This is a genomic window from Methylobacterium sp. 285MFTsu5.1, from assembly GCF_000383455.1.
In the GTDB taxonomy this organism is placed as follows: domain Bacteria; phylum Pseudomonadota; class Alphaproteobacteria; order Rhizobiales; family Beijerinckiaceae; genus Methylobacterium.
Map to the genome: position 1 here is coordinate 134,173 of NZ_KB911278.1, position 23,649 is coordinate 157,821.

Annotated in this window: 22 protein-coding genes; 13 read left to right on the plus strand and 9 right to left on the minus strand. The window is 71.1% G+C overall.

What is annotated here, in order from left to right:
• Window positions 1-162: 162 nt before the first annotated feature.
• From H288_RS0115485 to mmsB, 4 genes are all read left to right on the plus strand, one after another.
• On the plus strand, window positions 163-912 hold the full coding sequence (locus tag H288_RS0115485; RefSeq protein ID WP_020093489.1) for an SDR family oxidoreductase: 750 nt from the start codon (window positions 163-165) through the stop codon (window positions 910-912).
• A gap of 581 nt (window positions 913-1,493) precedes the next feature.
• A complete protein-coding gene (gene chvE, locus H288_RS0115490) occupies window positions 1,494-2,534 on the plus strand; it encodes a multiple monosaccharide ABC transporter substrate-binding protein (RefSeq protein ID WP_234083037.1) in 1,041 nt (346 codons plus the stop codon).
• A gap of 99 nt (window positions 2,535-2,633) precedes the next feature.
• A complete protein-coding gene (mmsA, locus tag H288_RS0115495) occupies window positions 2,634-4,169 on the plus strand; it encodes a multiple monosaccharide ABC transporter ATP-binding protein (protein WP_026604981.1) in 1,536 nt (511 codons plus the stop codon).
• Window positions 4,170-4,264: 95 nt separating this feature from the next.
• On the plus strand, window positions 4,265-5,392 hold the full coding sequence (mmsB, locus tag H288_RS0115500) for a multiple monosaccharide ABC transporter permease (protein WP_042669552.1): 1,128 nt from the start codon (window positions 4,265-4,267) through the stop codon (window positions 5,390-5,392).
• Between the two features lie 211 nt (window positions 5,393-5,603).
• On the opposite strand, the gene H288_RS0115505 is transcribed toward mmsB, so the two are convergent.
• A complete protein-coding gene (locus tag H288_RS0115505) occupies window positions 5,604-6,575 on the minus strand; it encodes a polyprenyl synthetase family protein (protein ID WP_026604982.1) in 972 nt (323 codons plus the stop codon).
• Between the two features lie 154 nt (window positions 6,576-6,729).
• On the opposite strand from H288_RS0115505, the gene mtgA reads away from it, so the two are divergent.
• On the plus strand, window positions 6,730-7,380 hold the full coding sequence (mtgA, locus tag H288_RS0115510) for a monofunctional biosynthetic peptidoglycan transglycosylase (RefSeq protein WP_020093494.1): 651 nt from the start codon (window positions 6,730-6,732) through the stop codon (window positions 7,378-7,380).
• A 62-nt stretch (window positions 7,381-7,442) separates the two neighbouring features.
• Window positions 7,443-8,087, plus strand: coding sequence for a hypothetical protein (locus H288_RS0115515; RefSeq protein ID WP_020093495.1), 645 nt, complete (start codon window positions 7,443-7,445; stop codon window positions 8,085-8,087).
• A gap of 49 nt (window positions 8,088-8,136) precedes the next feature.
• Here H288_RS0115515 and H288_RS0115520 read toward each other — a convergent pair whose 3' ends face one another.
• Window positions 8,137-9,375 carry an argininosuccinate synthase gene (locus H288_RS0115520; protein ID WP_020093496.1) on the minus strand — a complete coding sequence of 413 codons (1,239 nt, stop codon included), beginning with the start codon at window positions 9,373-9,375 and terminating at the stop codon, window positions 8,137-8,139.
• A gap of 212 nt (window positions 9,376-9,587) precedes the next feature.
• Here H288_RS0115520 and H288_RS0115525 point away from each other — a divergent pair, with 212 nt between their 5' ends.
• From H288_RS0115525 to H288_RS0115555, 7 genes are all read left to right on the plus strand, one after another.
• The gene (locus H288_RS0115525; protein ID WP_020093497.1) at window positions 9,588-10,214 is read left to right on the plus strand and encodes a 2-hydroxychromene-2-carboxylate isomerase; all 627 of its coding nucleotides are present in this window, start codon (window positions 9,588-9,590) and stop codon (window positions 10,212-10,214) included.
• A gap of 129 nt (window positions 10,215-10,343) precedes the next feature.
• Window positions 10,344-11,042 (plus strand): DsbA family protein, encoded by a 699-nt coding sequence (locus H288_RS0115530; protein WP_020093498.1) that lies wholly within the window; start codon window positions 10,344-10,346, stop codon window positions 11,040-11,042.
• 216 nt (window positions 11,043-11,258) lie between these two features.
• Complete coding sequence (locus tag H288_RS0115535; protein ID WP_020093499.1) at window positions 11,259-11,831, plus strand: F0F1 ATP synthase subunit delta; 573 nt, start codon at window positions 11,259-11,261, stop codon at window positions 11,829-11,831.
• 54 nt (window positions 11,832-11,885) lie between these two features.
• Window positions 11,886-13,418 (plus strand): F0F1 ATP synthase subunit alpha, encoded by a 1,533-nt coding sequence (gene atpA / locus H288_RS0115540; RefSeq protein WP_020093500.1) that lies wholly within the window; start codon window positions 11,886-11,888, stop codon window positions 13,416-13,418.
• Between the two features lie 134 nt (window positions 13,419-13,552).
• Window positions 13,553-14,443, plus strand: coding sequence for a F0F1 ATP synthase subunit gamma (locus H288_RS0115545; RefSeq protein ID WP_020093501.1), 891 nt, complete (start codon window positions 13,553-13,555; stop codon window positions 14,441-14,443).
• A gap of 42 nt (window positions 14,444-14,485) precedes the next feature.
• The gene (atpD, locus tag H288_RS0115550) at window positions 14,486-15,940 is read left to right on the plus strand and encodes a F0F1 ATP synthase subunit beta (RefSeq protein ID WP_020093502.1); all 1,455 of its coding nucleotides are present in this window, start codon (window positions 14,486-14,488) and stop codon (window positions 15,938-15,940) included.
• A 140-nt stretch (window positions 15,941-16,080) separates the two neighbouring features.
• The gene (locus tag H288_RS0115555; protein WP_020093503.1) at window positions 16,081-16,482 is read left to right on the plus strand and encodes a F0F1 ATP synthase subunit epsilon; all 402 of its coding nucleotides are present in this window, start codon (window positions 16,081-16,083) and stop codon (window positions 16,480-16,482) included.
• Between the two features lie 7 nt (window positions 16,483-16,489).
• Here the strand turns inward: H288_RS0115555 and H288_RS0115560 are convergent, their stop codons facing one another.
• The 7 genes from H288_RS0115560 to hrpB form a co-directional block, all read right to left on the minus strand.
• On the minus strand, window positions 16,490-17,728 hold the full coding sequence (locus tag H288_RS0115560; protein ID WP_020093504.1) for a CCA tRNA nucleotidyltransferase: 1,239 nt from the start codon (window positions 17,726-17,728) through the stop codon (window positions 16,490-16,492).
• Complete coding sequence (locus H288_RS0115565; protein ID WP_020093505.1) at window positions 17,725-17,982, minus strand: DUF6111 family protein; 258 nt, start codon at window positions 17,980-17,982, stop codon at window positions 17,725-17,727. Before H288_RS0115565 ends, H288_RS0115560 begins: the two co-directional genes overlap by 4 nt.
• Window positions 17,983-17,991: 9 nt before the next feature.
• Complete coding sequence (locus H288_RS0115570; protein WP_026604983.1) at window positions 17,992-18,663, minus strand: CoA pyrophosphatase; 672 nt, start codon at window positions 18,661-18,663, stop codon at window positions 17,992-17,994.
• Window positions 18,660-19,244: a DUF1285 domain-containing protein gene (locus H288_RS0115575; RefSeq protein ID WP_020093507.1), complete on the minus strand. Its 585-nt coding sequence runs from the start codon at window positions 19,242-19,244 to the stop codon at window positions 18,660-18,662. Before H288_RS0115575 ends, H288_RS0115570 begins: the two co-directional genes overlap by 4 nt.
• A gap of 90 nt (window positions 19,245-19,334) precedes the next feature.
• Entirely contained in the window at window positions 19,335-20,558 is a 1,224-nt protein-coding gene (locus H288_RS0115580) for an SMP-30/gluconolactonase/LRE family protein (RefSeq protein ID WP_020093508.1), read from the minus strand.
• Window positions 20,559-20,632: 74 nt separating this feature from the next.
• Entirely contained in the window at window positions 20,633-21,073 is a 441-nt protein-coding gene (locus H288_RS0115585) for a PaaI family thioesterase (protein WP_020093509.1), read from the minus strand.
• Window positions 21,074-21,114: 41 nt separating this feature from the next.
• A complete protein-coding gene (hrpB, locus tag H288_RS0115590) occupies window positions 21,115-23,580 on the minus strand; it encodes an ATP-dependent helicase HrpB (RefSeq protein WP_026604985.1) in 2,466 nt (821 codons plus the stop codon).
• Window positions 23,581-23,649: the final 69 nt, after the last annotated feature.

Below are 23,649 nucleotides of genomic sequence, written 5' to 3' on the forward strand. Positions count from 1 at the left end.
CTGCCCCATCGTTCCGTTCCCGTCCCCGTGTCTTTCGACCACCATAGCGCATGGCGGCCGCCGGTACGCCCCGTGACCGTGGCCCGCATGTGAAACGCCGAGCCTTCGCGCGGCGGCGGCCATCCGCTACAGGCGGTGAAACACCGGAGCCGGGAGGAACGCATGTCGGGGCTTGAGCGGATCGCGATCGTGACCGGGGCCGGGACGGGTGTCGGCAAGGCCGCCGCCCTGGCGCTCGCCGACGCCGGATGGCGCGTCGTCCTCTCGGGGCGGCGTCAGGCTCCCCTCGAGGAGGTCGCCGCGCGGATCGGACACGGAGCCCTGGCGGTCCCGACCGACGTGACCGATCCCGACTCGATCGCCGCCCTGTTCGCGCGCACCAAGGCGGAGTTCGGCCGGCTCGACCTGCTGTTCAACAATGCCGGGATCGGCGCTCCGGCGGTCCCGCTGGAGGATCTGCCCCTCGAGACCTGGCGGCAGGTGGTCGACACCAACCTCACGGCGCTGTTCCTGTGCACGCAGCACGCCTTCCGGATCATGCGCGACCAGGATCCCCGGGGCGGCCGGATCATCAACAACGGCTCGATCTCGGCCCACGCGCCCCGACCGAACTCCATCGCCTACACGGCGACCAAGCACGCCGTGACCGGGCTGACCAAGGCGACCTCCCTCGACGGCCGGGCCTACGACATCGCCTGCGGCCAGATCGATATCGGCAACGCCGACACGCCCATGGGCGGCAAGATGAAGGCCGGCGTCCCGCAGGCGGACGGCTCCCTGCGGGCCGAGGCGGTGATGGATCCGGACCATGTCGGTCAGGCCGTGCTGTCCATGGCGAGCCTGCCGCTGGAGGCCAACGTGCAGTTCATGACCATCATGGCCACCAAGATGCCGTTCGTCGGCCGCGGCTGAACCAACGCGGTTTCCGGGCCCGCGCGGCGACGCCGCGCTGAACTGCTTGGCGGTGCGGACACGCGATCCGCCCTCCCCTGATCCGATCGAGCGGACCGGTCATCGCCGCCGTGCCGATCGGCCGGCCGCGCCCCGTGGCCCGCGCGACCCCATCGCGCCGACCGGCGATCGAACTCGGACCTGAACCCGCGGCGCGCTCCACACACACACCTGAGACCGCGCCGCGAGACGGGGCGCCGCGCGTGCCGATTGACGGCCCCATCTATAACTCATACAAATCGAATGCTCGAGCTTCTCAAGTTGCGGGCTTGGCCCTCGAAGAGGCTGCCGGCGGCGCCCGGATTGCGCTTCTGCCTGCCAACCCGGCCAAGTTTGCCGGATCGGCTCCCGCAGGGATATTCGGTCGGGCAGTGGATGGGTGTCGGCCATAGACTAGATAAGTAAAACATCGAGTTTTAATTATAGAAAATAATCGACCGACAATAACAGAAGCACGGACTCGCTTCGATTGAAGTCGAAGTCCGGCTGCGCAGCGATAGGGGGGGATTGTGATCGCCAGGCATACGGTTCTCAAATACATCCTGGGCCTGTCGCTCATCGGCGCGTGCGCCACGGCATCGGCGCAGGCGGCCGGCGGGGATTCGATCGGGGTCGCCATGCCGACCAAGTCGTCGCAGCGCTGGATCGACGACGGCAACAACATCGTCAGGCTTCTGAAGGCCAAGGGCTACAATCCGGATCTGCAATACGCGGACGACGACATCCCGACCCAGCTCGCCCAGATCGAGAACATGCTCACCACCGGCGTGAAGATCCTGGTGATCGCTTCCATCGACGGCACGACCCTCAGCGATGTGCTGTCGAAAGCGAGCGAGCGCGGCGTCAGGGTCATCGCCTACGACCGGCTCATCCGGGGGACGCCGAACGTCGATTACTACGCCACCTTCGACAACTACAAGGTTGGCGTTCAGCAGGCGACATCCATCGTCGACGCCCTCGGCTTGAAGGACGGGAAGGGGCCCTTCAACATCGAGCTGTTCGGCGGTTCGCCCGACGACAATAACGCATACTTTTTCTACGACGGCGCCCTGTCGGTGCTGAAGCCCTACATCGACGCGAAGAGGCTCGTTGTGCGCTCGGGCCAGTTCGGCATGGACAAGGTGTCCACCCTGCGCTGGGACGCCGCGACCGCCCAGGCGCGGATGGATAACCTGCTCTCGGCCTATTACGGCAACGCCCATCTGGATGCCGTGCTCTCGCCCTACGACGGCATCTCCACGGCGATCCTCTCGTCGGTGAAGAGCGTGGGCTACGGGTCGGGCGGCGTGAAGCTGCCGGTGATCAGCGGCCAGGACGCCGAGCTGCAATCGGTCAAGTCGATCATCGCCGGTGAGCAGACGGCGACGATCTTCAAGGACACCCGGGACTTGGCCAAGGTGACGGTGGCGATGATCGACGCCATCGAGGCGGGCCGACAGCCCGAGGTCAACGACGTGAAGACCTACGACAACGGCAAGAAGATCGTCCCGTCCTACCTGCTCACGCCGGTGATCGTCACCCGGGCCAACTGGAAGCCGGCCCTGATCGACACGGGCTACTACACGCTCGACCAGCTCAAGTGACCGATGCCGGGGCGGAGCCCGGTCGCTCCGCCCGATCCGATCCCCGCCGCGACGACTGTCGCGCGGGCCGAACGTGCAGTCCGAGCTGGTAGGCGCCGCATGCAGCCCGTTCTCGAAATGCGGGGAATCACCAAGACCTTCCCCGGCGTGAAGGCCCTCTCCGACGTCAACCTGACCGTCGAGCCCGCCGAGATCCTCGCCCTGGTCGGCGAGAACGGCGCGGGGAAGTCGACGCTGATGAAGGTGCTGAGCGGCGTGTATCCCAACGGGTCGTACACGGGTGACATCACCTACGAGGGGCGGCCGGGCCGCTTCCGCGACATCACGGACAGCGAGCGCCTCGGCATCGTGATCATCCACCAGGAACTCGCCCTGGTGCCGTACCTGTCGATCGCCGAGAACATCTTCCTCGGCAACGAGCCGGCCCGGTTCGGGGTCATCGACCGGGATCGTGTCCAGGCCCGCGCCCGCGCGCTGATGGCGATGGTGGGGCTCGACGAGAGCCCCGACACCCTCGTCACCCATCTCGGGGTCGGCAAGCAGCAGCTCGTGGAGATCGCCAAGGCGCTCTCCAAGGAGGTGAAGCTCCTGATCCTCGACGAACCGACCGCGTCGTTGAGCGAGACCGACAGTGAGGCCTTGCTGCAGCTCCTGCTGCGCTTCAAGGCGCAGGGCATCGCCTCGATCCTGATCTCCCACAAGCTGAACGAGATCGCCAAGGTGGCCGACCGGATCACGGTCCTGCGCGACGGCAGCACCGTCGAGACCCTCGACTGCCGCGGCGGCGCGATCGACGAGGGCCGCATCATCCGGGCGATGGTCGGCCGCACGCTGGAGAGCCGCTACCCGGTCCGCACGCCGCGGATCGGCGCGGTGCTGATGGAGGTGCGCGACTGGACGGTCCACCACCCCGTCCACGCCGGCCGGGCGGTGGTGCGCGACGTCGACCTGAGCCTGCGCCGGGGCGAGATCGTCGGGATCGCGGGCCTGATGGGCTCGGGCCGGACCGAGCTCGCCATGAGCCTCTTCGGCCGGTCCTACGGCCGGGACATCCGGGGCACGGTCCGGATCGGAAGTGTCGAGGTCGACGTCTCGACGATCGACCGGGCGATCGCGGCCGGCCTCGCCTACGTCACCGAGGATCGCAAGCAACTCGGGCTCGTGCTGGGCGAGGACATCGCCCGGAACACCACCCTGGCGAACCTGCCCGGGATCTCCACCGCCGCGGTGATCGACGAGGCGGCCGAGCACCGGGTCGCGACCGGCTACCGCACCAAGATGCGCATCCGCTCCGTCGGGGTGACGCAGCAGACCGTGAATTTGTCGGGCGGCAACCAGCAGAAGGTCGTGCTGAGCAAGTGGCTGTTCACCCGGCCCAAGGTGCTGATCCTCGACGAGCCGACCCGCGGCATCGATGTCGGCGCGAAGTACGAGATCTACAGCATCATCAACGAGCTGGCGGAGGACGGCCGCGGCGTCCTCCTGATCTCCTCGGAGATGCCGGAACTGCTCGGCCTCTGCGACCGCATCTACGTGATGAACGAGGGGCGCTTCGTGGGCGAATTCGACCGCGCCGAGGCCAGCCAGGAAGCGATCATGCGCGCCATCATGCGCTCCAGGGGGCTGAACGGATGACCGACATCACAGTGAGCAAGTCCGTGAGCCCCGGCAGGGACCTCATCCCGGCCGCCGCCGCGGGCGAAGTCCGGGCCGGGCGCGGCCGCCTGCCGATGGCGCAGCTGCGCGCCTACGGTCTCGTCGTCGCGCTGGCGGTGATCACGCTGTTCTTCGAGGTCGCGACGGGCGGCGTCCTGTTCCAGCCGCTGAACCTGACCAACCTGATCCTCCAGAACAGCTACGTCGTCGTGATGGCGCTCGGGATGCTGCTGGTCATCGTGGCCGGGCATATCGACCTGTCGGTCGGCTCGGTGGTCGGTTTCGTGGGGGCGCTCGCCGCCCTGCTGATGGTCCGCTTCCACGTCGACCCGTTCTCTGCGGCCGTCCTGTGCCTCGCGGTGGGCGCGGTCATCGGCGGTCTGCAGGGCTACTTCGTGGCCTACCTCGCCATCCCGAGCTTCATCGTCACCCTGGCCGGCATGATGGTGTTCCGCGGCCTGACGCAGGTGCTGCTGCAGGGGGCCTCCATCGGACCGTTCCCGGAGGTGTTCCAGCTCCTCGCCAAGGGCTTCCTCGTCAACGGCGCCGGACCCTGGACCGCCGTCCTGATCGCCGCCGCGCTGGTCGCGACGCTGACCGGGCTGAACTGGCGACGGCGGCAGGCTCGGCTGCGGAACGCGAGCCCGGCCGAGTCCCCGGCGGCGTTCATCGGCCGCAACGGCGTGACCGCCATCCTGATCCTGGCCTTCGCCTGGCAGATGAGCGCGTACCGGGGCCTGCCCAACGTGCTCCTCGTGCTGCTGGCGCTGGTGACGCTCTACGGGTTCGTGACGACGCGGACGACGATCGGGCGCCGGATCTACGCGCTGGGCGGGAACATCAAGGCCGCGCGCCTCTCGGGGATCAAGACCGAGCGGCTGACCTTCCTGACCTTCGCCAACATGGGCGCGCTGGCGGGCCTCGCCGGCATGATCTTCGTCGCCCGGCTCAACACCGCGAACTCGAAGGCCGGCGTCGGGATGGAGCTCGACGTGATCGCGGCCTGCTTCATCGGTGGCGCCTCGGCGGCGGGCGGCATCGGCAAGGTCTCGGGTGTCGTGATCGGCGCCTTCATCATCGGCATCATGAACAACGGCATGTCGATCCTGGGGATCGGCGTCGACTGGCAGCAGGTGATCAAGGGCGTCGTCCTGCTCGCCGCCGTGTGCCTCGACGTCCACAACAAGACCAACCGGCTCTGACCGGCGCCCCGCGCTCCGCGGTCCCGCCTCCGGTTCGGATGGCCCCGATCGGGACGGCGCGGGTCCGCGTCGCGGAGGGTGTCGATCCGGCGGAGCCGCGATCGCTTGTGGCGTGCCCCGCGTGGTCGTGGCGCAGTGTTCGCGGAGGTCGGGCTGCCGGGCCCGGCCCGGCCGCCCGAGGCGGCGGCCGGGTTTCCGCCGCCCGGCGCGATCAGGTCTTGCGGGCGACCGTGAAGCGGGCGGCGTCGCGCAGGACGCGGGCGCCCTCCCCCCAGGACGACACCGCGTCCTCGCAGACGCCGACGAGGCGGTCGCACTCGGCGCGGGCCCCGTCGATGCCGAGACGGTCGACGAGCGTCGCCTTGCCGGCATCCTTGTCCTTGCCGGTGGCCTTGCCCATGGCCTCGGGCGAGGCCTCCCGGTCGAGGATGTCGTCGGCGATCTGGAAGGCCTGCCCCAGGGCGAGGCCGTAGCGCAGGAGTGCGGCCTGCTGGTCCTTGTCGGCACCGCCGACGATCGCGCCGGCCTCCACCGAGAAGGCCAGGATCGCGCCGGTCTTCATCGCCTGCATCCGCAGGGTGTCGTCCACGTCCATGTTGGCCGCGCCGAACCGGCCCTCGGCGGTGAGGTCGAGGAGCTGGCCGCCGACCATGCCGCCGAGGCCCGAGGCCCGAGCGAGGCCGAGCACGAGGTCGGCGCGGATGCGCGCATCCGGCTGCCAGGTCGGGTCGGCCACGATCTCGAAGGCCAGCGTCTGCAGGGCGTCGCCGACGAGGATGGCGGTGGCCTCGTCGTAGGCCTTGTGGACCGTGGGCTTGCCGCGGCGCATGTCGTCGTCGTCCATCGCCGGCAGGTCGTCGTGGACGAGGCTGTAGCAGTGGACCAGCTCGACGCCGGCGCCGGCCGCCAGCGCGGCGGCCTCGGAGCCGCCGAGCATCCGGGCGGTCTCGATGGCCAGGAACGGCCGGAGACGCTTGCCGCCGCCGAGCACGGCGTGCCGCATGGCCTCCATCAGGCGGGGCGGCCGGGCGATCTCGCCGGCGCCGACCGCGGGGCCGAGCCGCTCGACCAGGAAGGTCTCGACCGTGCCGGCGACCTCCGTCAACCTGTGGGTAAAATCGGCGGCCGGCGTGACTGCCTTGACCGAACCGGTCGGTGCCTGCGTTGAGGGGGTCGGGGTCATCGGGCTTACGTCCGGTCCTGGCCTTGCGAAACCAATCGGGTGTCAGTTGGGCGGGGACGGACTCACGGTGGACGGGGCTCGACGCAGGCGGGAGACGGCAGGTCGCGACCTCCCGCTCGCGCGCCCGCGCCGTTCCCGTCGCGTCCGACAGCTTGTGGGAGCGCTGCTGCTGCTCCCCGCCGTCGGGTTCGTCCTCGCGCTGACGTTGGCGCTCGTCTATAGCGCGGTGATGCCGCCGTCGACCCTGATGCTGGGACGGTGGTTGACGCTTCAGCCGGTGAGTCGGGATCCGGTCCCGCTCTCCGCCATCGCGCCGGTCCTGCCGCAGGCGGTGATCGCCTCGGAGGATCAGCGCTTCTGCCTGGATCACGGGGTCGATTTCGGCGCGATCCGCGACGTGGTCGAGGACGAGGATTCCCCGAGCCGCGGCGCCTCCACGATCGCCATGCAGACGGTGAAGAACGTCTTCCTGTGGCCCGGCCGCTCCTACATCCGGAAGGCCATCGAGATCCCGCTGGCGCTGGCGCTCGACACGCTCTGGGGCAAGCGCCGGATGATGGAGATCTACCTCAACGTCGCCGAGTGGGGCGACGGGATCTACGGCGCGCAGGCCGCGAGCCGGCACTGGTTCGGCAAGGACGCGAGCCGGCTGACCCGCAACGAGGCCGCCCTGCTCGCCGCCGTGCTGCCGAACCCGATCACCCGCAGCGCCGGCCGGCCCTCTCCCGGGGTGCGCCGCCGGGCCGCGCGGATCCAGGCGATGATGGGACAGATCGACGGCCTCACGGGCTGCGTGCGGCGGTAGCAGGGGGCGACTCGCCTCTGTAAGACGGGCCTTCCAAGCGTGAGAGCCGGGACCGATACACGATGAGCGATGCCGCCTACGACCTGAGCCTGGAGCGCATCGCCCTGATCCGCCGGATGGTCGTCGCCTGGGACGGCGCCGAGCCGGGGGCGCCGACCATCCACCCGGCCGCCCCCTATGGCAGCCTCGACCGCGACGGCGACATCGCCAACGTCACCGGCGACGACGAGGGCGCCGAGGAGGAGCACCGGTCCCTCGAGGACGGCCTCGCCGTCTTCGTCCAGAACGGGCAGCTGAAGCCGGGCCGGTACCAGTACCACAACGGTCTGGCCAAGCTCGATCCGGGCGCCGTGGGCGACGTCTTCCGGGACGCGGCCACCGGCGAGACCCCGGACCTGATCACCTTCGCGGTGACGCCCGAGCACCTCGCGCTGATCCCGCAGCTGAACATCGGGTGGAACGCCGAGCAGGGGGTGCCGCGCGTCGACCCGGAGCGGCCCTACGGCGCGGACGGTGCCTACACCGCGGCCATGAAGCGCCTTCTCGCCGCCGTGCCGGGCGCGGCCGCGAACGACGACGAGGACGCGGAGACGCGGCTCGTGCGCCTCCATCGCGAATTGCAGCCGGCCCTGCAGATCTTCCTGCGCTACGCCGATCTCGGGCCCGGCGACTTCCGTCGGGCCGCCGAGCGCTGGCTCCCCGCCTGACGGCTACCTCCGGTCGCGGCCGCCCGCGCGGCGGCGACCGGCACCGGGCTCAGCCCTCGCGCTTCTTGCGCTGGGCCAGGGTGCGCAGGCGCAGGGCGTTGAGCTTGATGAAACCCGCCGCGTCGCGGTGATCGTAGGCGACGGCGCCCTCCTCGAAGGTCACGAGGTCCTGGTCGTAGAGCGAGTGCGGGCTCTCGCGGCCGATCACGTGGACGCCGCCCTTGTAGAGCTTCAGCCGCACCGTGCCGGTGACCTTCTCCTGGCTCTTGTCGATCAGGGCCTGGATCATCTCGCGCTCCGGCGAGAACCAGAAGCCGTTGTAGATGAGCTCGGCGTATTGCGGCATGAGCTGGTCCTTGAGGTGCGCGGCCCCCCGGTCCAGCGTGATCGACTCGATGGCGCGGTGCGCCGGCAGCAGGATCGTGCCGCCCGGCGTCTCGTACATGCCGCGGCTCTTCATGCCGACGAAGCGGTTCTCCACCAGGTCGAGCCGGCCGATGCCGTTGGCGCGGCCGAGCTCGTTGAGCTTGGTCAGAAGGCTCGCGGGCGACAGAGCCTCGCCGTCGATCGAGACGGCGTCGCCGCGCTCGAACCCGATCGTGATGACCGTCGGCTGGTCGGGCGCCTCCTCGGGGGAGAGGGTGCGCGAGTAGACGTAGTCCGGCACCTCGACGGCCGGATCCTCCAGCACCTTGCCCTCCGAGGAGGCGTGCAGGAGGTTGGCGTCCACCGAGAACGGGCTCTCGCCGCGCTTGTCCTTGGCGATCGGGATCTGGTGCTGCTCGGCGAAGGCGATGAGCTGCTCGCGCGAGCGCAGGTCCCACTCGCGCCAGGGCGCGATTACCGTGACGTCGGGCTTCAGCGCGTAGTAGCCAAGCTCGAACCGGACCTGATCGTTCCCCTTGCCGGTGGCGCCGTGGCAGACCGCGTCGGCGCCGACGCGCTCGGCGATCTCGATCTGCTTCTTGGCGATCAGCGGCCGGGCGATCGAGGTGCCGAGCAGGTAGACGCCCTCGTAGACGGCGTTCGCCCGGAACATCGGGAAGACGTAGTCGCGGACGAATTCCTCGCGCAGGTCCTCGATGTAGATATTCTCGGGCTTGATGCCGAGGAGCTCCGCCTTGCGGCGCGCGGGCTCCAGCTCCTCGCCCTGGCCGAGATCGGCCGTGAAGGTGACGACCTCGCAGCCGTAGGTGGTCTGCAGCCACTTCAGGATGATCGATGTGTCGAGGCCGCCGGAATAGGCCAGCACGACCTTCTTCACGGGGCTCTTCGCGGGGACGGACATGGGACTTCCGGAACTGGGCGAGGGATCTGGCTCGGCGTCTGCGGCTTATCGCGGGTGTCACCGGCCTGCAACCGGCGCGCCGCCTCGCGCGTAGCCGAGATGCCGGAGGATCGGCCGCGTTTCGCCTCACGACGGCCTTGCGGTTGTGTCAGAAACGGCGCGGGCGTTGCAGGTCGTCATCGCCGCGAGAGTGCATCGGAGAAGCGAAGTCTATGGCGCGCCAGCCAATTCTGGAGTTCTGGTACGAATTCGCCTCCACCTACTCCTACCTCGCGGCCATGCGCGTCGAGGCCGCCGCCGCCGAGGCGGACGTGGCGATCCGGTGGCGCCCCTTCCTGGTCGGGCCGCTCTTCGCCGCGCAGGGCTGGACCACCTCGCCGTTCAATCTCTACGCGGCCAAGGGCAAGAACATGTGGCGCGACGTCGAGCGCGAGGCCGCCCGCCTCGGCCTGCCGCCGGTGACGCGCCCCGCCCAGTTTCCGCAGAACAGCCTCAGCGCGGTGCGGGTCGCGATCCTCGGCCAGGACCAGCCGTGGCTGGTCCCGTTCTCGAAGGCGGTCTTCACCGCGAGCTTCGCCGAGGGCCGCTCGATCGCGGAGCCGGCGGCCGTCGCGGAGATCCTCGATTCGCTCGGGCTCGACGGCACGCAGACCGTGCGGGCCGCCGCCGCCGAGGCCAACAAGACGAAGCTGCGGGTCAGCGTCGAGGAGGCGCGCTCCCGCGGGATCTACGGGGCGCCGACGTTCCTGGCCGATGACGGCGAGCTGTTCTGGGGCAACGACCGGCTCGAGCAGGCCCTGGCCTGGGCGACCGGCGACCGGCCGAAGGGGCTGCGCTAGGCCGCGCCCGCCGCGCGGTAGCGCGACGTTCACGGCCGCTCGGCCATGAAACCGACTCGACCCCCTGGTTCTGGTCCGGCTCCGCTTCGGCGCGGCCGGAGCGGGACAGCGATGCCCCGGACGAGTCCCATGCCTGTTTCGAAGCCTGTCTCGCGACGCCTCCTGCTCGCCGCAGCCGCCACCTTCGGTGCCGGCCTGACCAGCGCCTCCGCGCAATCCTACGGCCAGCGGGTCGCGGTGACGGGCGACGACGGGCGCGCGGTGGCGAACTCGATCCTGCCGGGCGAGATCACCGGGCAGATCCCGGCCCTGCGCGGCGTGACCTATGTCGGGCCGCGGGATGCCGGCACCACGCTCTACGAGTTCTTCGACTTCAACTGCCCGTACTGCCGGAAGGCGGCCGCCGACGTGGTTGCCCTGCACGACAGCGATCCGGAGCTGCGGATCGGGCTTGTCCACAACCCGATCCTGTCGCCGCAATCCGCCCAGGCCGCCAAGGTGATGCTCGCGGTGCAGCGCAAGCTCGGCTCCGAGGCGGCGTGGCGCTTCTACCAGACGCTGCTGGGCAAGCCCGGCCGCATCGACGGGCCCGGCGCGCTCGCCGTCGCCGCCACGATGGGGATCCCGCAGGCGGAGGTCGAGGAGATCGCCGACAGCGAGGAGGTGCGCGCGGCGCTGAAGAGCCAGATGCGGATGGCCGCGGATCTCGGCCTATACGCGACGCCGTCCTACGTGATCGGCAACAGCGGGATCCTCGGGCATCCCGGCGCCGGCGCCATGGCCAAGATGATCGCGAGCGTGCGGCGCTGCGACCGGCTCGCCTGCTGAGGCGGGACCCGCGTCACACTTCCGCCGTCCTGACGCGCAGCGACGCGCGCCTGCCGTGTTGCGCGCGGCCATGCTGGCATGCTAGGCGGTCGCCGCGCCGCGAGGACAGTTCTCGACCTGTCCGTTGCCGGCGCGATCCCACGTCCCGAACGGTCTCGCACCGCGCTCCAGCCGGAGCGCGCGGAGCGGACGGGCAACCAGAGAAGAGAGCGACGGGTGGCGCAGAACGGTTCCGAGGCTGGTCCCCTGGTCGCAGGCGTGGCGGGCCGGTACGCTTCCGCCCTGTTCGAGCTCGCGCGCGACGAGCGCCAGGTCGACGCGGTCGCCGAGTCTCTCGATCAATTCGACACGCTGCTGAAGGAGAGCGCGGATCTCCGCCGCCTCGTCCGCAGCCCGGTCTTCAGCGCCGAGGAGCAGGCGGCCGCCATCGGCGCCGTGCTCGACAAGGCGGGCATCGGCGGCCTCGCCGGCAATTTCATCCGCCTCGCGGCCTCGAACCGCCGGCTCTTCGCCCTGCCCGACATGATCGACGCGTTCCGGACCCTGGTCCAGGACTCGAAGGGCATCGTGCGCGCCCAGGTCCGGGTGGCCGAGAAGCCCTCCGACGCGGTGATCGAGGAGATCAAGGCGTCGCTGCGCGACATCGCCAAGGCCGATGTCGCCGTCGACCTCGTGGTCGATCCCAGCCTGATCGGCGGCCTCGTCGTGAAGATGGGCTCGCGCATGGTCGACGCCTCCCTCAAGACCAAGCTCAACGGTATCCGCCTCGCGATGCGGGCCGCGCGGTAAGCGCCCCCATCCGACCCGAACACGCATAGACGCATCAGCGACAGAGGCCCGAGTATGGACATCCGCGCCGCCGAGATCTCCGCGATCCTGAAAGAGCAGATCAAGAACTTCGGCGAGGAGGCCGAGGTCTCCGAGGTCGGGCAGGTCCTGTCCGTCGGCGACGGCATCGCCCGCGCCTACGGCCTCGACAACGTCCAGGCCGGCGAGATGGTCGAGTTCGAGTCGGGCGTGCGCGGCATGGCCCTGAACCTCGAGCAGGACAACGTCGGCATCGTGATCTTCGGCTCCGACCGCGAGATCAAGGAAGGCCAGACCGTCAAGCGGACCGGCGCCATCGTGGACGTGCCGGTCGGCAAGGGCCTGCTCGGCCGCGTCGTCGACGCCCTCGGCAACCCGATCGACGGCAAGGGCCCGATCCAGTCGACCGAGCGTCGCCGCGTCGACGTCAAGGCTCCGGGCATCATCCCGCGCAAGTCTGTGCACGAGCCGATGGCCACGGGCCTGAAGGCGATCGACGCCCTGATCCCGGTCGGCCGCGGCCAGCGCGAGCTGATCATCGGCGATCGCCAGACCGGCAAGACCGCCATCGCCCTCGACACGATCCTGAACCAGAAGCCGGGCCACACCGCCGGCAGTGACGAGAAGGCCAAGCTCTACTGCATCTACGTCGCTATCGGCCAGAAGCGCTCGACGGTGGCCCAGTTCGTGAAGGTCCTGGAGGACCAGGGCGCGCTGGAGTACTCCATCGTCATCGCCGCCACGGCGTCCGACGCGGCCCCGATGCAGTTCATCGCGCCGTTCGCCGGCTGCGCCATGGGCGAGTACTTCCGCGACAACGGCATGCACGCCGTGATCGTGTACGACGATCTGTCCAAGCAGGCCGTGGCCTACCGCCAGATGTCGCTGCTGCTGCGCCGCCCGCCGGGCCGCGAGGCGTATCCGGGCGACGTGTTCTACCTCCACAGCCGCCTGCTCGAGCGCGCCGCCAAGATGGGCGACGCCGCCGGCAACGGCTCGCTGACCGCGCTGCCGGTCATCGAGACCCAGGCCAACGACGTCTCGGCCTACATCCCGACCAACGTGATCTCGATCACCGACGGCCAGATCTTCCTCGAGACCGACCTGTTCTACCAGGGCATCCGCCCGGCGGTGAACGTCGGCCTCTCGGTGTCGCGGGTGGGCTCCTCGGCGCAGACCAAGGCGATGAAGAAGGTCGCCGGCAAGATCAAGGGCGAGCTCGCGCAGTACCGCGAGATGGCCGCCTTCGCGCAGTTCGGCTCGGATCTCGACGCCTCCACCCAGGCGCTCCTGAACCGCGGCTCGCGGCTCACCGAGCTCCTGAAGCAGCCGCAGTTCTCGCCACTGAAGATGGAAGAGCAGGTCGCGGTGATCTACGCCGGCGTGAACGGCTACCTCGACAAGATGCCGGTGACCAAGGTCCGTCCCTTCGAGGACGCGCTGCTCTCGACCCTGCGCTCCAAGCACAAGGACCTGCTCGACTCGATCGCCGCCTCCAAGGACCTGTCGGACGAGAACGCCGGCAAGCTGAAGAGCGTCGTCGAGAGCGTCGCCAAGTCGATCGGCTGATGTGAGGCCCCTCCCCTCGGGGAGGGATCTTGGGTGGTGCGGGGGGATCCCGGTCCCCGCCGCACCGCCCGAACTTCCGGCTCCTTCCCGCCGAGGGAAGGAGAGGCCCATAGAACGGACCTGGACCTCACCCGATGGCGAGTTTGAAGGACCTGCGCAACCGCATCACCTCGGTGAAGGCGACGCAGAAGATCACCAAGGCCATGCAGATGGTCGCCGCCGCCAAGCTGCGCCGGGCGCAGATGGCCGCCGAGGCGGGCCGTCCCTACGCCGAGAAGATGTCGGCGGTGCTCGGCAACCTCGCGGGCAACCTCGTCGGCGGCGTCGGCGCCCCGCGGCTCCTGTCCGGGACCGGCTCCGAGCAGACGCACCTGCTCGTGGTGTGCACGGGCGACCGCGGCCTCGCCGGCGCGTTCAACTCGTCGATCGTCCGCCTCGCGGTGCGCGAGTACGCCCAGAGGCTCGCCGCCGAGGGCAAGACGGTCAAGATCATGACGGTCGGCAAGAAGGGCCTCGACGCGCTGCGCCGGCAGTACCGCGACCAGATCGTCGAGAGCATGGACATCCGCGGCAACCGCCCGGTGGATTACGAGTTCGCCGCCTCGATCGCCGACAAGATCCTGACCCGCTTCGAGAACGGCGAGTTCGACGTCGCGACCCTGTTCTACTCCGAGTTCCGCTCGGTCATCTCGCAGATCCCGACCGCGCAGCGCCTGATCCCCGCGGAGCTGCCGGCGGTCGACACGACCGCGAAGGCGGCCGCCGGCAACGCCGCCCTGGAATTCGAGCCGTCCGAGGAGGCGATCCTCGAGACGCTGCTGCCGAAGAACCTGACGGTGCAGATCTACCGGGCGCTCCTGGAGAACGCCGCCTCCGAGCAGGGCGCGCGCATGAGCGCCATGGACTCGGCGACCCGCAACGCGGGCGAGATGATCAAGAAGCAGACGCTGATCTACAACCGGACGCGTCAGGCCATGATCACCAAGGAACTCATCGAGATCATCTCGGGCGCGGAAGCCCTCTGAGGCACCGCGACCCGACCGCACAGCTTGAAGGGTAGGTTAACGATGGCGAACACCGCACTCCCCGGCACCGGCTCCAACAAGGTCGGCAAGATCACCCAGGTCATCGGCCCCGTGGTCGACGTGCAGTTCGAGGGCCACCTGCCCGAGATCCTGAACGCGCTGGAGACCAAGAACAACGGCGCCCGCCTCGTCCTCGAGGTGGCCCAGCAGCTCGGCGAGAACACCGTCCGCTGCATCGCCATGGACACGTCCGAGGGCCTGACCCGCGGCCAGGAGTGCACCGACACCGGCGAGCCGATCAAGGTTCCGGTCGGCATGAACACGCTCGGCCGCATCATGAACGTCATCGGCGAGCCGATCGACGAGGCTGGCCCAGTCCAGGCCGACACGTTCCGCGCCATCCACCAGCCGGCCCCCTCCTACGCCGAGCAGTCGACCGAGGCCCAGATCCTCGTGACCGGCATCAAGGTGGTGGACCTGCTCGCCCCCTACGCGAAGGGCGGCAAGATCGGCCTGTTCGGCGGCGCCGGCGTCGGCAAGACCGTGCTGATCATGGAGCTGATCAACAACATCGCCAAGGTGCACTCGGGCTACTCGGTGTTCGCCGGCGTGGGTGAGCGCACCCGCGAGGGCAACGATCTCTACCACGAGATGATCGAGTCCAAGGTGAACGTCGACCCGAAGGAGCACGGCTCCGCCGAGGGTTCGAAGTGCGCCCTGGTCTACGGCCAGATGAACGAGTCGCCGGGCGCCCGCTCGCGCGTCGCCCTGACCGGCCTCACGATCGCCGAGCAGTTCCGCGACGACGGCCAGGACGTGCTGTTCTTCGTCGACAACATCTTCCGCTTCACGCAGGCGGGCTCCGAGGTGTCGGCGCTCCTCGGCCGCATCCCGTCGGCGGTGGGCTACCAGCCGACGCTCGCCACCGACATGGGCGCCCTCCAGGAGCGCATCACCACCACGACCAAGGGCTCGATCACCTCGGTGCAGGCGATCTACGTGCCGGCCGACGACCTGACCGACCCGGCGCCCGCCGCCTCGTTCGCCCACCTCGACGCCACGACCGTGCTGTCGCGCTCGATCGCCGAGAAGGGCATCTACCCGGCGGTGGACCCGCTGGACTCGACCTCGCGCATGCTGTCGCCGGCGATCCTCGGCGAGGAGCACTACGATGTCGCCCGCCGCGTCCAGCAGACCCTGCAGCGCTACAAGGCTCTCCAGGATATCATCGCGATCCTGGGCATGGACGAGCTGTCCGAGGAGGACAAGCTGACCGTGGCCCGCGCCCGCAAGATCGAGCGCTTCTTCTCGCAGCCCTTCTCGGTGGCCGAGGTGTTCACTGGCTCGCCGGGCAAGCAGGTCGCCCTCGAGGACACCATCAAGGGCTTCAAGGGCCTGGTGAACGGCGACTACGACGACCTCCCGGAGGCCGCCTTCTACATGGTCGGCACCATCGAGGAGGCCCAGGAGAAGGCCAAGAAGCTCAAGGCCGCGTAAGACGACACCCCCTTCCCCGCGCGGGAAGGGGACAGAGGCCGCGCGGGCGACCCTGACCGGTGCCGTCCGCGCAGCCTTTTTCCGAGACGCTCCGCCCGCTTGGCGGGGCGCGCGCCGCCGATCCGGGAACACGTCAGGCCATGGCCACCTTCCACTTCGATTTCGTCGGCCCCGAGCGGACGCTGTATTCCGGCGAGGTGACCGCCGTTCAGCTGCCCGGCACCGAGGGCGAGATGACCGTGATGCCGGGCCACGCGCCCGTGCTGACCTCCCTTCGGGTCGGCGTCATCGTGATCACCGAGAGCCAGGGCAGCGGCAAGCGGATCTACGTCCGCGGCGGCTTCGCCGATATCGGCCCGACGGCCGTGACCGTGCTGGCCGAGCGCGCCGCCCCGATCGAGGAGCTGACGCACGAATCCCTCGACCGCGACATCGAGGCGATCGAGATGCAGCGCGACGCCACCGAGGACCTGCAGAAGCGCGAGGAGCTGAACGGCCAGATCGTCCAGCTCCAGGAGACCAAGGCGCTCCTGAAGCTCTGAGCCTCGTTCAGCGGGCGCTCTCCAGCGCCCGCGCCAGCAGGTCGGCCCGCGCTGCCGCGTCCGTCGGGCAGCCCCGCTCCAGCCAGATCCTCCGCGCCGCGGCCAACCCGCGCCCGATCCCGGGCCCCGGCGCCACCCCGGCCGCGACGAGATCCGCCCCCGCCAGGGGAAAGGCCGGCGACTCCCCTTCCCCCTCCAGGGCCCGCAGGGCCGCCCGCGCCGCCTCCGTCACGGCGGGCCGCGGCTCTCCGGCCAGGATCGCCAGCGCGTCGGCCAGGCACGACAGGCCGTGCTCCGCCGCCAGGGCCCGCGCCGCGACCGCGTCCAGCACCGCGCATCCGTGGAGATCGGCCAGCGCCGCGGCGTAGCCGAGCAGCTGCCCGTGCTCGTTCTTCGACAGGCGTAGCCGGTCGCGCAGCCGGTCGGCGTCGTGCCGAGCGCCGACGGCGAGGGCCGCGAGGCGCGTCACCGGAGGCAGGCCCGCGGCTGCGGCCCGTTCCAGCCGCCCGAGCTCCCCGACGCCGCCGGTGATCCGCGGCAGCAGCCCGGTCGTGCTCAGCGTCGTCACCATGGCCGCGCCGCCGGGGGCCGCGAGCAACTTCAGGAATTCCGCGCGCACGCGCTCGCGAGAGAGCCGGTCCAGGCTGTCCCGCGCGGCCACGCAGGCCGCCAGGGCCGCGGCGTCTGGCGCGCCGGCTCCGAACCGCGCATGGAAGCGGAAGAAGCGCAGGATCCGCAGCGCGTCCTCGCGGATCCGGGTCGCCGGGTCGCCGATGAAGCGCACCCGCCCGGCCGTCAGGTCGGGCCGGCCGCCCACCGGGTCGTGCAGGGTTCCGTCGGCGCCGAGGGAGAGCGTGTTGACGGTGAAGTCGCGGCGCTCGGCGTCGCGGAGGAAGTCGCTGCCGAAGCGGACGACGGCGTGACGCCCGTCGGTCTCGACGTCCTCGCGCAGGGTCGTGACCTCGATCGGCCCGTCCTCGGTCACCAGCGTGATGGTGCCGTGCTCGATGCCGGTCGGCACCGCCTTGAGGCCGGGCGCCCGCTGCGCCGCCCGCATCACCGCCTCGGGCCGGTGCGTCGTCGCCATGTCGATGTCGGCGGTCGGCGCGCCGAGGAGCGCGTCGCGGACGCAGCCGCCGATCAGGCGGGTCTCCGCGCCCGGCGCGTCCAGGGCCGCGAGGACGCGGCGGACGCCCGGGCGTTCGAGCAGGGCCGCCAGCCCCGCCGGATCGAGGGCGCGGCTCACCGGAAGCCACCGGGTACGAGGCGGCCGTTCTCCATGTGGGTCGGCACGTAGCCCCCGGGACGGCGCTCCGAGAACAGGCCCTCGTAGACGAGGGTGCCGATCACCACCGCCAGCCCGGCCAGGACCAAGCGGAACAGGTGCGCGTCCCAGTGTACCCGGCGCAGGGGATTGCGGCCGGACAGCAGCAGGTAGACGAGGAACAGCGCGAAGGGGATGAGGAAGAGGCCGAACTCTTCGAGGATGCGGCGGAGCATGCGGTCAGCCTAACGCGCCGCGCGGTCGGCGTCGCCCGGCTCCGCCTCCGGGTAGAGCCGTTCCCGCAGATTGTTCAGGATCCCGGCGGTGACGCCCCAGATCAGCCGCTCGCCGAAGGTCAAGGCGTAGAACCAGCGCTCGCGGCCCTGCCACGCGCGGGAGCGCAGGCGGTAGCGCTCCGGGTCCATGAGGAACGGGAGCGGTACCTCGAAGACGTCGGCCACCTCGTCCGGGTTCGGCGTCAGGACCGCGCCGGGATCGACCAGGCCGATGACCGGCGTCACGAGGAAGCCGGTGCCCGAGAGGTATGGGTCGAGATAGCCGAGGAACCGCACCGCCTCGGGCGGCAGCCCGATCTCCTCGTAGGCCTCCCGCAGGGCCGCGTCCGCAGGCCCGGGATCGGAGGGATCGATCTTGCCCCCCGGCAGCGCCACCTGCCCGGAATGGTCGCGCAGGTTGGCGGCCCGCATCGTCAGGATCAGGGTCGGACCGTCCGCGCGCGGCACGACCGCCACGAGGACGGCGGCCCGGCGGTGCGGCGGCGGCGGGATCACGGCCGTCCCGTCCGGATCGAGGCTGTGGTCGCCCCGGGGATTGGAGGTCGGATCGTCCGGTCCGGGCGGGTCCGGCGACAGGCCGGCGGCGGCGCGGGCGAGGAAGTCGGCGAGCGGGTCGCTCACGCGGCGGCGACCGGCGCGATCGAGTGGAAGGCGCCGCCGGCCCACAGGCCGAGCCAGGGCTTCCCGTCGACCAGACGCTCCTCGGCGAGGTCCACGAGGTCGTAGGTGAGCGCCCGGGTCACGAGCGCCCACAGCCCGCGGCGGACATGGAGGTAGGGCTTCAGCGCCCCGTCCGGCGCCTCCTCGAAGCGGAGGGTGTGGTCGGCGTCGACGCTCACTAGGTCGTCGACGTTGGTCCGGAACGAGACCCGCCGGTCCGCCCCGCTCCCGTCCACCGCCATCTCGACGGCCACGAAGGCCGCGTCGTCCACGGTGATGCCCACGCTCTCCACCGGCGTGACCAGGACGGTCCGGCCGTCCGGCTCGCGCCGCAGGATGGTGGCGAAGAGCTTGACCAGCTTGTCCCGTCGGATCGGCGAGCCGTTGTGGAACCACGTCCCGTCCGCGGCGATGCGGATGTCGATGGCGCCGCAATAGGGTGGGTCCCACCGCTCCACCGGCGGCAGCCCGCGCTTCGGCAGATCCCCGAGGGCCGCGCTGAGGCGGCTCAAGGTCGGGTCGGGGGCGGGATCCTCGCTCATGCCCGTGACAGATAGCGTCGCGATGCCCGGTCAGCCATGGCCGAGAGGAGGATCGGCGCCGGTTCCGTCCCGGATCGCAGATTCGCGATCCTAGGCCGGCCCGGCGCCCTGGGTATTCACCGTCAGGGCGTAGAGCGACTGGCTCGCCGCCATGAACAGGCGGTTGCGCTTGGGGCCGCCGAAGGTCAGATTCCCGCACACTTCCGGCAGGCGGATCCGACCGATGAGCTTGCCCTGGGGCGTCCAGACGGTGACGCCGTTGTAGCCCACGGCCCGGCCGGCATTGCTCGACACCCAGAGATTGCCGTCGACGTCGGTCCGCAGGCCGTCGGGCCCGCATTTCACCCCGTCGACGACGCAGTCCGAGAAGAGGCGCTTGTTCGAGAGCGCCGCCCCGGCCCCGACGTCGAAGGCATAGATCTCGCCCTTGCCGCCGGGTCCGGTATCCCCGGGACCCTTGCCGGTGGAGCAGACGTAGAGCGTCCGGTGATCGGGCGAGAAGCACAGGCCGTTGGGGTCGGGCACCTCGTCGTCGGTCAGAACCCGGTCGACCCGGCCGGACGGGTCGATGCGGTAGACCGCGTTCGGGAGCTCGCGTCGCCGCGGGACGGTCCCGGCGGGCTGGCCGAGCCGCGGATCGAGATGGCCCTGCCGGTTGCTCGGGCCGCCGGCGACGTCGGGCAGGCCCTCGTAGAGAAGCGCCCCGTAGGGCGGATCGGAGAACCAGTAGGCGCCGTCCGGGTGCTGGATGACGTCGTTGGGCGAGTTGAGCGGCTTGCCCTCGAACGAATCGGCCAGGACCGTCGCCGAGCCGTCGAGCTCGTAGCGGACGACCCGCCCGGTGGCGTGCTCGCAGGTAAGCTGTCGCCCCTGGCGATCGAAGCTGTTGCCGTTGGAGTTGTTGCTCGGCATCCGGAAGGTGGAGACGTGCCCGTCCTCCTCCAGCCAGCGCATCTGCCGGTTGTTCGGGATGTCGCTCCAGACGAGGTAACGGCCGACCGAGTTCCAGGCCGGTCCCTCCGCCCAGAGGGCGCCGGTCCAGAGCCGGCGGATGGCGCTGTTGGGCACGATGTAGGGCTCGAACGCCGGGTCGACCGTGACGATGTCCGGATCGGTGAAGTAGGTGGTCGGGGCGGCGCCAGGCCGGAAGTCGCGCGGCGGGCTCGTCACCGTGCTGGGCGGTTCCGGTCGGGCCGCCGCGTCGCCGGCAGTGACGGCCAGGGCCCCCAGGCCCGCGAGGATCGTGCGCCGGGATCGCGGAATCGACTCGCGTTCACCCGCGATCCCGGATGCGTCGGTCCGCGACGGTCGCATGTGATCCTCCCCCGCACATCGGGCCTCTGCGCCGCGATGCGCCCGGGCAGGTTAGGACCGTCGTCCTGCGCGGGTCAATCGGGACGGCGCCTCAGGATCTTCCAGACGCCGTCCGCCGAGGCGAGGAGACGTGTGCCGTCGCGGACGTCGCCGCGCATGAACACCAGGGAGCCCGTGCGCTTGACGACCTGCGGCCGGATCTCGATCCAGTCGCCGAGTCGGCCGACATCGATGAACTTCATCTCCAGCTGGATGGTCACGCAGTTGGCGCCCCCGGCGGCGCGCATCGCGGTCTCGCCGAGGGCGCGGTCGGCGAAGCTCATCAGCATGCCGCCGTGGACCACGCCGATCAGGTTGGCGTGCTTCTGATCGGCCCGGAAGGCGTAGGCGCCGTCCGCGCCGCGGACGTGCAGCGGCCCGACATGGGCGATGAAGCCCTTGTCCTCCACCGGCGTCCAGCCTTCGGCGGAGGGGTCGTGGGCGGCGGGGTCGTGGGCATCCGTGTCGTTCGTCATCGCGTCGGGCTCGTTCGTGTCGGGGTCTCGGAGGGCGGCTGTCAGGTTTCCCGGGGCTTGGCCCGGCGGGTCGGGGCCTCGCTGAGCGGGTCCTCCGGCCAGGGATGGCGCGGGTAGCGCCCGCGCATCTCGGACCGCACCGCCGCCCAGGAACCGCGCCAGAAGCCCGGCAGGTCCCGCGTGATCTGGATCGGCCGCTGGGCCGGCGACAGCAGGTGCAGGACCAGCGGCCGGCCGCCGGCCCTGGGATGCCGGTCGAGGCCGAACAGCTCCTGGACTCGGACCGCCAGCGCCGGTTCCTCGGCCGTGTAATCCACCGGGATGCGGGAGCCGGTCGGCACCTCGACATGGGTCGGCGCCTCCGCGTCGAGCCGCGCGCGCAGGTCCCAGGGCAGCAGGGCCTGGAGGGCGTCCGCGAGGTCGCTCGCCGTGACCGACGCCAGGGCGGCGCGCCCCACTAGGGCAGGCGCCAGCCACGTCTCCGCGGTGCGAGCCAGGGCGTCGTCCGACAGGTCGGGCCAAGCCACGCCGTCGGCGGCGTGCAAGAAGGTCACCCGGGCCCGCCACTGCGCCAGGGCCTGCGTCCACGGCAGGCGGTCGATCCCGAGATCGGCGATGCCGCGCGCCAGGATCGCGGCGCTGTCCGTATCGGGCGGCACCGGCAGCGGCCGTGACCCGAGACTGACCGCGCCGAGCCGCCGGACCGCCCGCGCCCGCAGGGCGGCCGCCTGCGGATCGAAGGCGATCTCGGTGCGCGACTCGATCCGGTCGGCGAAGAGGCGCTCGATCGCCTCAGTGCCGATCGCCGCCGCGGCCAGGATCCGGGCGTTCCCGGCCGATCCGGCGAGGTCGGCGACCACCAGATGGGTCTCGCGGGCGAGCGGGCTCGCCGGGTCGAGGCGCCCGGCCCGACCGCTCGCCATCACGAACTCGCCCTCGCGGCCGCGCGCCCGGGCGACCCGGTCGGGATAGGCGAGTGCCAGGAGCGGCCCGGCGGCGGCCGGACCGGCATCCGGGCTCGCGGGGCCGGTGGCCCCGGCGTTCCGGGCCCAGTTCTCGGCGAGCCGGCGCATGTCGGCGGCGCGCCCGCCCCGGTCGCGGAGGAAGCGCTCGACCCGGTCGTCGAGGTCGACCCCGTCGCCCCCAAGGCCCCGCTCCACCAGCACGGCGGCGAGGTCGGCCGCGGCCCGCGCCTGGCCGGTACCGGCCGCGACCGTCACCATCCGGGCGAGCCGCGGCGGCAGCGGCAGCGCCCGCAGGCGCGCGCCGACCGGCGTCAGGCGGCCGTCGGCGTCGAGGGCGCCCAGCTCACTCAGCAGGGCGCGGGCCTCCGCCAGGGCCGGCGCCGGCGGCGGGTCGAGGAAGGCGAGCGCGCCCGGGTCGGTCACGCCCCAGGCGGCGCAGTCGAGGAGCAGCCCGGCGAGGTCGGACGACAGGATCTCGGGCCGCGTGAACGGCTCCAGGGCGTTGGTGCCGGCCTCGGACCAGAGCCGCCAGCACAGGCCGGGCTCGGTGCGGCCGGCGCGGCCCCGGCGCTGGTCCACCGAGGCGCGGGAGGCGCGGGCCGTGACCAGCCGGGTCAGGCCGAGGCCCGGCTCGTAGACCGGGACCCGCGCCAACCCCGAATCGACCACGATCCGGACGCCCTCGATGGTCAGGGAGGTCTCGGCGATGCTGGTCGCGAGGACGACCTTCCGGGTGCCGGCGGAGGCCGGCGCGACGGCGCGGTCCTGCTCGGCGGGCGTCAGCGCGCCGTAGAGCGGCGCGAGCTGCACGTCGGGTCCGACCTTCTCGGCCAGCAGGTCGGCGGTCCGGCGGATCTCGGCCTGCCCGGGCAGGAACACCAGGATCGAGCCCGGATCCGCCCGCAGGGCGCGCAAAGTGACCTCGGCGACCGAGTCCTCGATCCGCCGGTTCGGATCGCGCTCCGCGTAGCGGGTCTCCACCGGGAAGGCGCGCCCCTCGGAGGCCACGACCGGGGCGTCGCCCATCAGCCGCGCGACCCGGGCGCCGTCGAGGGTCGCCGACATGACGAGGATCCGCAGGTCTTCCCGCAGGCCGCCCTGCGCGTCGAGCGCCAGCGCGAGGCCGAGATCGGCGTCGAGGGAGCGCTCGTGGAACTCGTCGAACAGGACGGCTCCGACCCCGGACAGTTCCGGATCGTCCAGGATCATCCGGGTGAAGACACCCTCGGTGACGACCTCGATCCGCGTGCGGCCCGAGATCTTCGAGCCGAGGCGGACCCGCAGGCCGACCGTGCCGCCGACCGGTTCGCCCAAAGTCTGGGCCATCCGCGCGGCGGCGGCCCGGGCCGCGAGGCGGCGCGGCTCCAGCAGGACGATCTTGCGCCCGTCAAGCCAGGGCACCGCGAGCAGGTCGAGGGGCACGCGCGTCGTCTTGCCGGCGCCGGGGGGCGCCACCAGGACGGCGGCGTTCCGCGCGGCGAGCGCGCGGCGCAGATCGGGGAGCGCCGCCTCGATCGGCAGCACGGGTGCGGGACCGGCCATCGCGGCCGCTGATGGCGCGGTGCGGCGCCGAGCGCAACCGGGCCGGGCCCGGGACCGCGACGCGTCCGG

Bases quoted from the DNA above. Each gene is read 5' to 3' on its own strand.
- H288_RS0115485 (WP_020093489.1), top strand. From the start codon at position 163: ATGTCGGGGCTTGAGCGGATCGCGATCGTGACCGGGGCCGGGACGGGT.
- mmsA (WP_026604981.1), top strand. From the start codon at position 2,634: ATGCAGCCCGTTCTCGAAATGCGGGGAATCACCAAGACCTTCCCCGGC.
- mmsB (WP_042669552.1), top strand. From the start codon at position 4,265: ATGGCGCAGCTGCGCGCCTACGGTCTCGTCGTCGCGCTGGCGGTGATC.
- H288_RS0115505 (WP_026604982.1), bottom strand. From the start codon at position 6,575: ATGACCCCGACCCCCTCAACGCAGGCACCGACCGGTTCGGTCAAGGCA.
- H288_RS0115515 (WP_020093495.1), top strand. From the start codon at position 7,443: ATGAGCGATGCCGCCTACGACCTGAGCCTGGAGCGCATCGCCCTGATC.
- H288_RS0115520 (WP_020093496.1), bottom strand. From the start codon at position 9,375: ATGTCCGTCCCCGCGAAGAGCCCCGTGAAGAAGGTCGTGCTGGCCTAT.
- H288_RS0115525 (WP_020093497.1), top strand. From the start codon at position 9,588: ATGGCGCGCCAGCCAATTCTGGAGTTCTGGTACGAATTCGCCTCCACC.
- H288_RS0115530 (WP_020093498.1), top strand. From the start codon at position 10,344: ATGCCTGTTTCGAAGCCTGTCTCGCGACGCCTCCTGCTCGCCGCAGCC.
- atpA (WP_020093500.1), top strand. From the start codon at position 11,886: ATGGACATCCGCGCCGCCGAGATCTCCGCGATCCTGAAAGAGCAGATC.
- H288_RS0115545 (WP_020093501.1), top strand. From the start codon at position 13,553: ATGGCGAGTTTGAAGGACCTGCGCAACCGCATCACCTCGGTGAAGGCG.
- atpD (WP_020093502.1), top strand. From the start codon at position 14,486: ATGGCGAACACCGCACTCCCCGGCACCGGCTCCAACAAGGTCGGCAAG.
- H288_RS0115555 (WP_020093503.1), top strand. From the start codon at position 16,081: ATGGCCACCTTCCACTTCGATTTCGTCGGCCCCGAGCGGACGCTGTAT.
- H288_RS0115565 (WP_020093505.1), bottom strand. From the start codon at position 17,982: ATGCTCCGCCGCATCCTCGAAGAGTTCGGCCTCTTCCTCATCCCCTTC.
- H288_RS0115575 (WP_020093507.1), bottom strand. From the start codon at position 19,244: ATGAGCGAGGATCCCGCCCCCGACCCGACCTTGAGCCGCCTCAGCGCG.
- H288_RS0115580 (WP_020093508.1), bottom strand. From the start codon at position 20,558: ATGCGACCGTCGCGGACCGACGCATCCGGGATCGCGGGTGAACGCGAG.
- H288_RS0115585 (WP_020093509.1), bottom strand. From the start codon at position 21,073: ATGACGAACGACACGGATGCCCACGACCCCGCCGCCCACGACCCCTCC.
- hrpB (WP_026604985.1), bottom strand. From the start codon at position 23,580: ATGGCCGGTCCCGCACCCGTGCTGCCGATCGAGGCGGCGCTCCCCGAT.